Origin of the sequence: Streptomyces sp. NPDC057694, from assembly GCF_042799415.1 — a bacterium.
In the GTDB taxonomy this organism is placed as follows: Bacteria; Actinomycetota; Actinomycetes; order Streptomycetales; family Streptomycetaceae; genus Streptomyces.
In genome coordinates, this window is the sequence record NZ_JBHVIX010000010.1 from 1 (window position 1) to 12,132 (window position 12,132).

General features: G+C 70.9%; 10 protein-coding genes. 6 read left to right on the forward strand and 4 right to left on the reverse strand.

The features are described from left to right. Positions 1 to 124: 124 nt before the first annotated feature. The 3 genes from ACFVDP_RS22135 to ACFVDP_RS22145 all read left to right on the forward strand — a co-directional run bounded on the left by ACFVDP_RS22135 (position 125) and on the right by ACFVDP_RS22145 (position 4,060). Complete coding sequence (locus ACFVDP_RS22135; RefSeq protein WP_383491991.1) at positions 125 to 1,351, forward strand: arginine deiminase; 1,227 nt, start codon at positions 125 to 127, stop codon at positions 1,349 to 1,351. Between the two features lie 129 nt (positions 1,352 to 1,480). Next, positions 1,481 to 2,497 (forward strand): ornithine carbamoyltransferase, encoded by a 1,017-nt coding sequence (gene argF / locus ACFVDP_RS22140; RefSeq protein WP_383491993.1) that lies wholly within the window; start codon positions 1,481 to 1,483, stop codon positions 2,495 to 2,497. Positions 2,498 to 2,617: 120 nt separating this feature from the next. After that, complete coding sequence (locus ACFVDP_RS22145) at positions 2,618 to 4,060, forward strand: amino acid permease (RefSeq protein ID WP_383491995.1); 1,443 nt, start codon at positions 2,618 to 2,620, stop codon at positions 4,058 to 4,060. Here ACFVDP_RS22145 and ACFVDP_RS22150 read toward each other — a convergent pair. Beyond that, on the reverse strand, positions 4,032 to 4,487 hold the full coding sequence (locus ACFVDP_RS22150; protein ID WP_111662457.1) for an ATP-binding protein: 456 nt from the start codon (positions 4,485 to 4,487) through the stop codon (positions 4,032 to 4,034). The genes ACFVDP_RS22145 and ACFVDP_RS22150 overlap by 29 nt on opposite strands. A 305-nt stretch (positions 4,488 to 4,792) precedes the next feature. Here ACFVDP_RS22150 and ACFVDP_RS22155 point away from each other — a divergent pair, with 305 nt between their 5' ends. The 3 genes from ACFVDP_RS22155 to ACFVDP_RS22165 all read left to right on the forward strand — a co-directional run bounded on the left by ACFVDP_RS22155 (position 4,793) and on the right by ACFVDP_RS22165 (position 9,329). Next, positions 4,793 to 5,623 (forward strand): enoyl-CoA hydratase family protein, encoded by an 831-nt coding sequence (locus ACFVDP_RS22155; protein WP_383491997.1) that lies wholly within the window; start codon positions 4,793 to 4,795, stop codon positions 5,621 to 5,623. A 13-nt stretch (positions 5,624 to 5,636) separates the two neighbouring features. After that, complete coding sequence (locus tag ACFVDP_RS22160; RefSeq protein WP_383492598.1) at positions 5,637 to 7,919, forward strand: bifunctional salicylyl-CoA 5-hydroxylase/oxidoreductase; 2,283 nt, start codon at positions 5,637 to 5,639, stop codon at positions 7,917 to 7,919. A gap of 180 nt (positions 7,920 to 8,099) precedes the next feature. After that, on the forward strand, positions 8,100 to 9,329 hold the full coding sequence (locus ACFVDP_RS22165) for a serine hydrolase domain-containing protein (RefSeq protein WP_383492000.1): 1,230 nt from the start codon (positions 8,100 to 8,102) through the stop codon (positions 9,327 to 9,329). Between the two features lie 66 nt (positions 9,330 to 9,395). Here the strand turns inward: ACFVDP_RS22165 and ACFVDP_RS22170 are convergent, their stop codons facing one another. The 3 genes from ACFVDP_RS22170 to cysC are packed head-to-tail and all read right to left on the reverse strand — an operon-like array spanning position 9,396 to position 12,102. Then, the gene (locus tag ACFVDP_RS22170; RefSeq protein WP_383492003.1) at positions 9,396 to 10,622 is read right to left on the reverse strand and encodes a sulfate adenylyltransferase subunit 1; all 1,227 of its coding nucleotides are present in this window, start codon (positions 10,620 to 10,622) and stop codon (positions 9,396 to 9,398) included. 2 nt (positions 10,623 to 10,624) lie between these two features. Beyond that, complete coding sequence (cysD, locus tag ACFVDP_RS22175) at positions 10,625 to 11,533, reverse strand: sulfate adenylyltransferase subunit CysD (protein WP_383492006.1); 909 nt, start codon at positions 11,531 to 11,533, stop codon at positions 10,625 to 10,627. Continuing rightward, a complete protein-coding gene (gene cysC / locus ACFVDP_RS22180; RefSeq protein ID WP_383492009.1) occupies positions 11,530 to 12,102 on the reverse strand; it encodes an adenylyl-sulfate kinase in 573 nt (190 codons plus the stop codon). Before cysC ends, cysD begins: the two co-directional genes overlap by 4 nt. Between the last annotated feature and the right edge of the window lie 30 nt (positions 12,103 to 12,132).

Below are 12,132 nucleotides of genomic sequence, written 5' to 3' on the forward strand. Positions count from 1 at the left end.
CCCCTGAGATGCGCACTGCGTGCGCCATCTCAGGGGCGCGGGGAACTGCGCGACCAGCCACACTCAACCGGCACCCGAAGTCCCACGAAGCGCATGCCACGCTCCCCCGGGGAAGGATGGCCTCATGGGATTTCACGTCGACTCTGAGGCCGGGCGGCTGCGCCGAGTGATTCTGCATCGGCCCGATCTGGAGCTGAAGCGGCTCACGCCGAGCAACAAGGACCAGTTGCTCTTCGACGACGTCCTCTGGGTGCGCAGGGCGCGGCAGGAGCACGACGGGTTCGCCGACGTGCTGCGCGACCGGGGCGTCACGGTGCACCTCTTCGGCGACCTGCTCACCGAGGCGCTCGCCGGGGACGAAGCCCGCGCGCGTGTCCTGGACCGGGTCTTCGACGAGAAGGAGTACGGGCCGCTCGCCACCGACCACCTGCGGGCCGCCTTCGAGGCACTGCCCGCGCACGAGCTGGCCGAGGCGCTGATCGGCGGGATGACGAAGCGGGAGTTCCTGGCGAGACACCTGGAGCCGACGTCCGTCCGCTTCCATGTGATGGACCTCGACGACTTCCTGCTCGCGCCGCTGCCCAACCACCTCTTCACGCGTGACACGTCGGCCTGGATCTACGACGGGGTCTCGGTGAACGCGATGCGCTGGCCGGCCCGGCAGCGCGAGACCGTCCACTTCGAGGCGATCTACCGCCACCATCCGCTGTTCCGGGACGAAGGGTTCAACGTCTGGTCCGAGGGGCAGGCCGACTACCCGTCCACGATCGAGGGCGGCGACGTGCTCGTCATCGGGCAGGGCGCCGTGCTCATCGGCATGAGTGAGCGCACCACCCCGCAGGCCGTAGAGATGCTCGCGCACAAGCTGTTCGCCGCGGGCTCGGCCCGCACCATCGTCGCGCTGGACATGCCGAAGCGGCGGGCCTTCATGCATCTGGACACGGTGATGACGATGGTGGACGGGGACACGTTCACGCAGTACGCGGGCCTGGGCATGCTGCGCTCGTACACCATCGAACCGGGCGCGTCCGCGACGGAGTTGAAGGTCACCGACCATCCGCCGGAGCACATGCACCGGGCCATCGCGGCGGCCCTGGGCCTGAGCGGCATCCGGGTCCTGACCGCCACGCAGGACGTGCACGCCGCCGAGCGCGAGCAGTGGGACGACGGGTGCAACGTGCTGGCGGTGGAGCCCGGCGTCGTCGTCGCCTACGAGCGGAACGCGACGACGAACACCTTCCTGCGCAAGCAGGGCATCGAGGTCATCGAGATCCCGGGCAGCGAGCTGGGCCGGGGCCGGGGCGGTCCGCGCTGCATGAGCTGCCCGGTGGAGCGGGACCCGGTGGCGTAGACCGACCGCCCCACCGAGCCACCGTGCACGGCGCCGAAGACAGCCCGTATATAAATGTGGAGCATCGTATAGACTTACATCGTCCTGTTGTTCCTTTCCTTGTCCCCGAGCCTTACTCAGGAGCGCCCCATGGCGACGACCGCCCGCCCCGACCTCGCAGGCCGCCACTTCCTGAAGGAGGTGGACTTCAGCGCGGAGGAGTTCCGTGGGCTGGTCGAGCTGGCCGCCGAGCTGAAGGCCGCCAAGAAGGCGGGCGCCGAGACGCAGTACCTCAAGGGCCGGAACATCGCGCTGATCTTCGAGAAGGCGTCGACGCGGACCCGCTGCTCGTTCGAGGTCGCGGCCGCCGACCAGGGCGCCTCGACGACGTACATCGACCCGGCCGGCTCGCACATCGGCAAGAAGGAGTCGAGCAAGGACACCGCGCGCGTCCTCGGCCGGATGTTCGACGCCATCGAGTTCCGCGGTGACGAGCAGGCGATCGTCGAGACCCTCGCCGAGTTCTCCGGCGTCCCGGTCTACAACGGACTGACCGACGACTGGCACCCCACCCAGATGCTCGCCGACGTGCTCACGATGACCGAGCACAGCGACAAGCCGCTGAGCGAGATCGCCTTCGCCTACCTCGGTGACGCCCGCTTCAACATGGGCAACTCCTACCTCGTCACCGGCGCCCTGCTCGGCATGGACGTCCGGATCGTCGCGCCCAAGAGCTACTGGCCCGCCGCCGAGATCGTCGCGCAGGCCGAGAAGCTCGCCGAGGCGAGCGGAGCCCGCATCACGCTCACCGAGTCCGTCCCGGACGGCGTCGCAGGCGCCGACTTCGTCGTCACCGACGTCTGGGTCTCCATGGGCGAGCCCGAGGAGATCTGGGACGAGCGGATCAAGGCGCTCACGCCGTACGCCGTCACGATGGACGTGCTGCGCGCGACGGGCAACGCGGACGTGAAGTTCCTGCACTGCCTCCCTGCCTTCCACGACCTGGGCACCAAGGTCGGCCGCGAGATCCACGCGAAGTACGGACTGGAGTCCCTGGAGGTCACCGACGAGGTCTTCGAGTCGGCGCACTCCGTCGTCTTCGACGAGGCCGAGAACCGGATGCACACCATCAAGGCCGTCATGGTCGCCACGCTCGGCCGCCCGTAGATCGCGTAGCAAACACCCCATAACCGTTCAAACTGGTGGGGCCGGAACACCCTCTCCGGCCCCACCGGCATGCGGCACACCCCCCGCCGCACCCGTACCACCAGAAAAGAGCACCACCCCATGCCGCCGACCCCCACCGGCCTGCGCATCAAGTCGCCCGAATCCCTCATCGCCGAATCGGGCGCCGACCTCGAAGGCCATGGCCTCAAGCGCACCATGGGGCTCTTCCAGCTCGTGTGCTTCGGCGTCGGCGCGATCGTCGGGACGGGCATCTTCGTCGGCCTGTCCGACACGGTCGCCGAAGCCGGTCCCGCCGTCATCGTCTCGTTCGTGCTGGCCGCGATCACCTGCATCTTCACGGCGTTCTCGTTCGCCGAGCTGGGCGGCGCGATCCCGGTCTCGGGATCCTCGTACTCCTTCGCCTACGCGACCCTCGGCGAGCGCGTCGCGTTCCTCGTCGGCTGGTGCCTGCTCCTGGAGTACGGCGTCTCGGTGTCCGCCGTGGCCGTCGGCTGGAGTCAGTACCTCAACGAGCTCCTCGACAGCCTCTTCGGTTGGCAGCTGCCCGCAGCCCTGTCCGCGGGCCCGTCCGACGGCGGCGTCATCAATCTGCCGGCCGTCGTCGTCCTGCTGATGGCCGCGACGCTGCTGGTGCGCGGGATCCGGGAGAGCGCGGGGGCCACCGCGGCCATGGCCGTGCTGAAGATCGGCATTCTGGTCGCGTTCTGCGCCATCGCCTTCACCGCGTTCCAGGACCACAACCTGACGCCGTTCCTCGCGAACGGGGTCGGCGGGGTCACCTCGGGCGCCTCGCTCGCCTTCTTCTCGTACATCGGCTTCGACGCCGTCACCACCGCCGGCGAGGAAGTGAAGAACCCGCGGCGCAACATCCCCATCGCGATCCTGATCTGCATCGGGATCGTCACGCTGCTGTACTGCGCGGTCGCGGTCGCCGCCATCGGCGCGCTCGGCGCGGACGCCGTCGGCGACAAGCCCGCCGCGCTCTCCCTCGTCGTCGACGACGTCACCCACTCCGGCGTCGGCGGCGGCATCATCGCCTTCGGCGCGGTCGTCGCCATCGCGTCCGTCGTGCTCGCGGTGATGTACGGGCAGACCCGGATCCTGATGTCGATGTCCCGCGACGGGCTGATCCCGCGGGTCTTCGAGCGGGTCTCCCCGAAGACGTCGACGCCGGTGCGGGGCACCTGGATCGTGGCGGTCGTCTTCGCGATCCCCGCGGCGTTCTCGTCGCTGGACGCCGTGGTGAACCTGACGACCATCGGCACGCTCGCCACCATGGTCGCCGTCAATGTCGCGGTCGTCGCCCTGCGCCGCTCGCACCCCGGCCTCAAGCGCTCGTTCCGGGTGCCGCTGTACCCGCTCAGCCCGGCCCTGGGCGTCGTCTTCTGCCTCTACCTGATCTGGGGCACGGGCTGGACGACCTGGGTGCAGTTCGCGGTGTTCCTCGCCGTCGGCGTGCTCGTCTACGCCTTGTACGGGCGCAAGAACTCCCGGCTCGGCGCGGGCGCGGACGCTACGCCTCCGAAGGGGGCCGCTGCCTAGGCACCGCGGGAAGCGTGAACCACACCGCCTTGCCGGACTCGGTGGGGCGGTGCCCGCACGACGAGGACAGCGTGCGGATCAGGAGCAGGCCGCGGCCGTGCTCCTGCCACGGGTCGGGCTCCTCGGCGTCGTCCGGATTGGTGAGATCCGCGGGCGGCGCCGGGTCGGCGTCGTGCACCTCGACCTGGCAGCCGGTCTCCAGCAACTCCACCACCAGCTCGATGGGGGCGTCACCGGCGGTGTGCTCCACCGCGTTCGCCACCAGCTCGGCCGTGAGCAGCTCCGCGGTGTCCATGTCGGCGGCCGGCGAGTCGATCTCGGTCAGCGCGGTACGGACGAGGGCGCGCGCCACCGGCACGGCGGCAGCCGTGTGCGGCAGGGCTATGCGCCACGACGTGGGCGTGGAGGGCCCGGGGGGAGGAGTCAAAGAGGGTCCTGAGGGGGCGGGTGGGGGCGGTTCGGGCGGGACGGGCGGTGGGGAGTGCTGCGTGAGGTGGCCGTCCTGCGTTCAACCTTATGAATGGTACGGCGTGCGTCGATAGAGGCTCCCGGTGGTCTTCCTCGGGACATTGGGCTCTATGAGCTGATCTGCTCCTTATTCCCGCCCTCCGTCTCCGACCCCAAGGGTGCACCAGGCACCTGTATCGCGTTCTGCTGACGACAGTCACGAAGCGGTGATACCTTCGAGAGGTAGCCGCCGGAGCACGCCTGCCCGCAGGAGGCCGTACGCGCATGAGTCCCTTCACCGGCTCCGCCCCGCGCACCGAGACCTGGCGCCACCTCGCCTACGGCGTGGACCCGCACGGCGTCGCCACCGTCACCCTCGCCCGGCCCGAGAAGCTCAACGCGCTCACCTTCGGCGCCTACGCCGATCTGCGCGATCTGCTCGCCGAGCTGTCCCGGGAGCGGGCGGTCCGCGCCCTGGTCCTGACCGGCGAGGGCCGCGGCTTCTGCTCCGGCGGCGACGTCGACGAGATCATCGGCGCCACCCTCGCCATGGACACCGCCCAGCTGCTCGACTTCAACCGGATGACCGGGCAGGTGGTGCGGGCCGTGCGCGAGGCGCCCTTCCCCGTGATCGCCGCCGTGCACGGGGTCGCCGCGGGCGCCGGGGCGGTGCTCGCGCTCGCCGCCGACTTCCGCGTCGCCGACCCCAGCGCCCGCTTCGCGTTCCTGTTCACCCGGGTCGGACTGTCCGGCGGCGACATGGGCGCGGCCTATCTGCTGCCCCGCGTCGTCGGCCTCGGCCACGCCACCCGGCTGCTGATGCTCGGCGACGCGGTGCGCGCCCCGGAGGCCGAGCGGATCGGCCTCATCAGCGAGCTGACCGACGAGGGGCGGGCCGACGCGGCGGCGCTCGCCCTCGCCCGCCGGCTCGCCGACGGCCCCGCCCTCGCCCACGCCCAGACCAAGGCGCTGCTCACGGCCGAGCTGGACATGCCCCTCGCGGCCGCCGTCGAGCTGGACGCCGCCACCCAGGCGCTGCTGATGACCGGCGAGGACTACGCCGAGTTCCACGCGGCCTTCACCGAGAAGCGTCCGCCGAAGTGGCAGGGGAAGTGAGGCCGGCGTGAGCGTGCGTGCGCGGAAGATCGCCGTCATCGGCGGCGGCCCCGGCGGTCTGTACGCGGCCGCGCTGCTCAAGCGGCTCGACCCGGCCCGCGAGATCACGGTCTGGGAGCGCAACGCCCCGCACGACACCTTCGGCTTCGGCGTCGTCCTGTCCGACGAGACCCTCGGCGGCATCGAGCACGCCGACCCGGTCGTGTACACGGCGCTGCGGGACGAGTTCGTGCGCTGGGACGACATCGACATCGTGCACCGGGGAGTCCGGCACACCTCCGGCGGCCACGGCTTCGCCGCACTCGGCAGGCGCCGCCTCCTGGAGATACTGCAGAGCCGCTGCCGCCAGCTGGGCGTCGAGCTGCGCTTCCGCACGCAGGCCCCGCCCCTGGACCGGCTGCGCGCCGAGTACGACCTGGTGGTGGCCGCCGACGGGGTGCACAGCGCGACCCGCACGGCCTGCGCCGACGCGTTCCGCCCGCACATCGAGGAGCACCGCAACCGCTACATCTGGCTCGCCGCCGACTTCGCCCTCGACGCGTTCCGCTTCGAGATCGCGGAGACTCCGCACGGAGTGATGCAGCTGCACGGCTACCCCTACAGCGACAGCGGGTCGACGGTCATCGTCGAGATGCGCGAAGAGGTGTGGCGGGCCTCCGGTCTCGCCGACCTGGAGGTGCGGGAATCGGTCGAGGCCTGCGCGAAGACCTTCGCCGACGCGCTCGGCGGACGCGGCCTGAAGTCCAACAACTCCTCCTGGCTCACCTTCCGCACCGTCGTCAACGACCGCTGGTCGCACGGCAATTGCGTCCTCATCGGCGACGCCGCCCACACCGCGCACTTCTCCATCGGCTCCGGCACCAAGCTCGCCGTCGAGGACGCCCTCGCGCTCGCCGCGTGCCTGCACGAACACCCCACCACAGGCGCCGCGTTGCAGGCGTACGAGGCCGAGCGGCGGCCCGTCGTCGCCTCCACCCAGCGCGCCGCGCGGGCCAGCCTCGAATGGTTCGAGGACCTGCCGCGCTATCTGGACCAGCCTCCGAAGCAGTTCGCGTTCAACCTGCTCACCCGCAGCCGCCGGGTCACCCACGGCAATCTGCGGCTGCGCGACGCCGGCTTCACCGAGTCGGTGGAGCGCGAGTTCGGCTGCCCCGAGGGCACACCGCCGATGTTCACGTCGTTCCAGTTGGGCGGGCTGCGGCTGCGCAACCGCGTCGTCGTCTCCCCGATGGACATGTACGCGGCCGTGGACGGCGTGCCCGGCGACTTCCATCTGGTCCACCTGGGCGCCCGGGCGCTCGGCGGGGCGGGCCTCATCATGACGGAGATGGTCTGCGTCAGCCCCGAGGGCCGCATCACCCCGGGCTGCGCCGGGCTCTACACCCCCGAGCAGTCGGCGGCCTGGCGGCGGATCACGGAGTTCGTGCACACCCGGGCGCCCGGCGCCGCGATCGGCGTCCAGCTCGGCCACTCCGGCCGCAAGGGCTCGACCCGCCTGATGTGGGAGGGCATCGACGAACCGCTGCCCGACCCGGCGGACAACTGGCCGCTGGTGGCGGCGTCCCCGATCCCGTACAAGGAAGGCAGCCAGACTCCGACAGAACTCACGGCCTCTCAACTCGCGACCGTCCGGGACCAGTTCGCCTCGGCCGCCTGGCGGGCCGCCCGCTCGGGCTTCGACCTCCTCGAACTGCACTGCGCGCACGGCTATCTGCTGTCCGGCTTCCTGTCACCGCTGACGAACCGGCGCGACGACGCCTACGGAGGCCCCCTCGAAGCGCGGCTGAGGTTCCCCCTGGAGGTCTTCGACGCGGTGCGCGAGGTGTGGCCCGACGGCCGGCCCATGACCGTACGGATCTCGGCGACGGACTGGGCCGACGGCGGCACGACACCCGAGGACGCGGTGGCGATCGCCCGGGCCTTCGCCGCGCACGGCGCCGACGCGATCGACGTGTCCACCGGGCAGGTCGTCGCCGACGAGCGGCCGGCCTACGGGCGCTCCTACCAGGTTCCGTACGCCGACCGGATCCGCGGCGAGACCGGTGTCCCGGTGATCTCCGTCGGGGCGATCTCGTCCTGGGACGACGTCAACTCCCTGGTCCTGGCCGGGCGTACCGACCTGTGCGCGCTGGCGCGGCCGCACCTGTACGACCCGCACTGGACCCTGCACGCCGCGGCCGAGCAGGGCTACACCGGACCGGGCGTCGGATGGCCGGATCCGTACCGCGCGGGCAGCAGGCCGCCGCAGACCGGACGGCTCGACGCGCCCAAACCCCGCCTGGTGCTGCCGAGCTGACCCGGCCCATGAGCGTTCACCCCACCTCATTGCAATGACGCCTTCTTAACGCGCCTTTACCTCGCGTGTGTTGACGAATTCGATCGTTGACCACCTGGTGAACGCAATGTAGCTTTCGGGCGTTCGACGAATCCTGACCATGTGCACGGGCGCCGACGGCGGCGCAGGGGGAGTGACGTGATGGGGCAGAACGGCAGCGGTTTCTCGAAAACGGGGCTGCGGAAGGTGCACGACGTGCTGGCGCGGAGCGTCGACACGGGCAAGATTCCCGGAGTGGTCGCCCTGTTCAGCCGGGGGGACGAGACGCACGTCGAGACGATCGGCACGATGCGCCACGACGGCGGCGACCCGCTGCGCCGGGACACGGTCTTCCGGATGGCGTCGACGTCCAAGCCGGTGTCCGTCTCGGCGGCGATGGTCCTGCTCGACGAGTGCCGGATCCACCTCGACGACCCGGTGGAGCAGTGGCTGCCCGAGCTGGCCGACCGCCAGGTGCTGCGGACGATCGACAGCCCGCTGGACGACACCGTGCCCGCCCACCGCCCGATCACCGTGCGGGACGTGCTGACCTCCACGTTCGGCCTCGGCATGGATATGACGGTGATCGGCACCCCGGTCATGAACGCCGTCTTCGAGAAGGGCATCACCCCCAATCTTCCCGAGCCGATGCCCGGGCAGGACGAGTGGATGCGCCGCCTGGGCACCCTGCCGCTGATGTACCAGCCCGGCGAGCGCTGGCAGTACCAGATCGCCAGCGACCTGGCCGGCGTCCTCGTCTCCCGGGTCGCGGGCCAGTCCTACGAGTCGTTCCTGCGCGAGCGGATCTTCGAGCCGCTGGGCATGAAGGACACCGGGTTCCATGTCCCGGCGGACCAGCTGCACCGGCTGCCCCCGCTGTACGCGCCCGACCCGGCGACCGGCGAGTTCCATGTGTGGGACGAGGCCGCGACCGGCCGCCACAGCGCGCCCCCGGCGTTCCAGGGCGGCGGCGGTGGACTGAACTCCACGGCCGACGACTACCACGCCTACTTCAAGATGCTGCTCGACGGCGGCCTGCACGACGGGGAGCGGATCCTGTCCCGGCCCGCCGTCGAACTGATGACGACGAACCGGCTCACCCCCGAACAGCAGGCAGCGCGCCAGGAGTTGGCCCTCAACAACGTGCACATCTCCTTCGGCCAGGGCCAGCACGGCGGCTGGGGCCTCGGCATGGCGGTGCGCACCTACCGAGGCGACTACGCGCCCGTCGGCCAGTTCGGCTGGGACGGCGGCAGCGGCACCTCGACGTACGCCGACCCGGTCAACGGGATCGTCGGCATCCTGCTCACCCAGGTCGGGGCATCCGCGCCGTACTCGATCCACCTGATGCACGACTTCTGGACCACCCTGTACCAGGCGCTCGACGACTGACGGCGGCCAACGACGTGCGCCCGGTCCCGGTGAACAGCACCGGGACCGGGCACACGCCCTCACTTATCAGCGGGACAACTCGGCCATCCCCGCGGTCAGCGTCGTCCCGTCCGCCGGGTCGACCAGCAGGAAGGCGCCGGTGCGGCGGATCTCCGTGTACGCGTCGAGCGCCAGTGGCTCGGCGGTGCGCAGCACCACGTGCCCGAGGTCGTTCGCCGTCAACTGCGCAGCCCCGCCCAGGGACTTGACGACGGCCTTCACCGTGCGGGTGGTGTGCCGTACGAGGACGCGCTGCCCCACCGTCAGCGGCTCGTCCGCGAGATGGCAGACGGCCGCGCGCACGTCCTGGGTGACCTCCGGCGTCCGGTCGCCGACCGGGGCGATCAAGTCCCCGCGCGCCACGTCCAGTTCGTCGGAGACCCGCAGGGTCAGGGACGCACCGGCGTGCGCCTCGTCCACGGCCGTGCCGAGGACGCTCAGGGCGGTGACCGTGGTCGTACGGCCCGAGGGGTGCACGGCGACCCGGTCGCCGACGCGCAGGGTGCCGGAGACGAGCTGCCCCGCGTAGTGCCGCGCCTCGCCGTGCCGGATGACGTACTGGACCGGGAAGCGGGCGGGCGCGTGCGGCGACTCCGCGGTGACCTCGACCGTCTCCAGGTGTTCCAGGACCGTCGGGCCGCCGTACCAGTCCATGCGGGCGGACGGCTCCACGACGTTGTCGCCGGCCAGCGCCGAGATCGGGATCGCGGTGACCGCGGGAATCCCCAACTCCGCAGCCAGTGAGCCGAATTCATTGGCTGTCCGGGCGAACGCCGATTCTTCGTAGCCGACGAGGTCCATCTTGTTGACGGCGAGCACGACGTGCGGGACACGAAGCAGCGCGGCGATGGCGGCGTGCCGGCGGGTCTGCTCGACGACGCCGTTGCGCGCGTCGACCAGGATGATCGTCAGCTCCGCCGTGGAGGCGCCCGTCACCATGTTGCGCGTGTACTGCACATGGCCCGGGGTGTCCGCGAGGATGAACCGGCGCCGGGGCGTCGCGAAGTAGCGGTACGCGACGTCGATGGTGATGCCCTGCTCGCGCTCGGCGCGCAGCCCGTCCGTGAGCAGCGCCAGATCGGGCGTGCCGGTGCGGGAGATCGACTCCAACTGGTCGGCGAGGACCGACTTGGAGTCGTGCAGCAGCCGCCCCACGAGCGTGGACTTGCCGTCGTCGACGGAACCGGCCGTGGCGAGCCGCAGCGTCCCGACGCCGGCGATCGGGGAAACAGCGGGGACAGTGGGGGAGGTCATCTCTAGAAGTACCCTTCGCGCTTGCGGTCTTCCATCGCGGCCTCGGACATCTTGTCGTCGGCGCGGGTGGCGCCCCGCTCGGTGAGCCGGGAGGCGGCGATCTCGGCGATGACCTGGTCCAGCGTCTCCGCGTCGGAGTCGACGGCACCGGTGCAGGACATGTCGCCGACCGTGCGGTAGCGCACCCGGCGCTTCTCCGGGACCTCCCCGTCCTTCGGGCCGCCCCACTCACCGGCCGTCAGCCACATGCCGTTGCGGCTGAACACCTCCCGCTGATGGGCGAAGTAGATCTCGGGGAGTTCGATGTTCTCGCGGGCGATGTACTGCCAGACGTCGAGCTCGGTCCAGTTGGAGAGCGGGAAGACGCGGACGTGTTCGCCGGGCGCGTGGCGGCCGTTGTAGAGCTGCCACAGTTCGGGCCGCTGGCGGCGGGGGTCCCACTGCGAGAACTCGTCGCGCAGGCTGAAGACGCGTTCCTTGGCGCGGGCCTTCTCCTCGTCGCGGCGGCCGCCGCCGAAGACGGCGTCGAACCTCTCGGCCTGGATCTTCTCGGTGAGCGGCACGGTCTGGAGCGGGTTGCGGGTGCCGTCGGGGCGCTCGCGCAGCAGACCGCGGTCGATGTAGTCCTGCACGGAGGCGACATGCAGCCGCAGCCCGTGCCGTTCCACCGCGCGGTCGCGGTAGTCGAGGACCTCGGGGAAGTTGTGCCCGGTGTCGACGTGCAGCAGCGGAAACGGCACGGGCGCGGGGGCGAAGGCCTTCAGCGCCAGGTGCAGCATGACGATGGAGTCCTTGCCGCCGGAGAAGAGGATCACCGGCTTCTCGAACTCGCCCGCGACCTCGCGGAAGATGTGCACCGCCTCGGACTCCAGGGCGTCCAGGTGGCTCAGTGCGTACGACGACTCGCTCATACCAGCCCCTCCGCGGACAGGACCGCGTGCACCGAACCGGCCGACTCGGCCGGCGTCTGCGCCTGCGTCTCCAGGAACAGATCCGGCGAGAGCGGCGCCTCGTACGGGTCGTCGACGCCGGTCAGCCCCTTGAGCTGACCGGCGGCCTGACGCGCGTACAGGCCCTTGACGTCGCGCTCGCTGCACACCTCCAGCGGCGTGGCGACATGGATCTCGAAGTACGGGGTGTCGCTCGCCGCGTGCCGCTTGCGGACGGCCTCCCGGCTGTCCGCGTAGGGGGCGATGACGGGCACGACGGCGAAGATGCCGTTCCGCGCGAGGATCTCGGCGACCAGGCCGATGCGCTGCACGTTCGTGTTGCGGTCCTCGCGGCTGAAGCCGAGGCCCGCGGAGAGGAAGCGGCGGATCTCGTCTCCGTCGAGCACCTCGACGCGGTGGCCCTCCGCGCGCAGCCGCCCGGCGAGGGCGCGCGCCACGGTGGTCTTGCCGGAGCTCGGCAGACCCGTGAGCCAGATCGTGGCCCCTCGGGGCCGCTGCCGTGCCGTCCCGGCCTGGTTGGCCGTAGTCATACGTGGAGTCCTTTCGCGGCATCGTGCGCG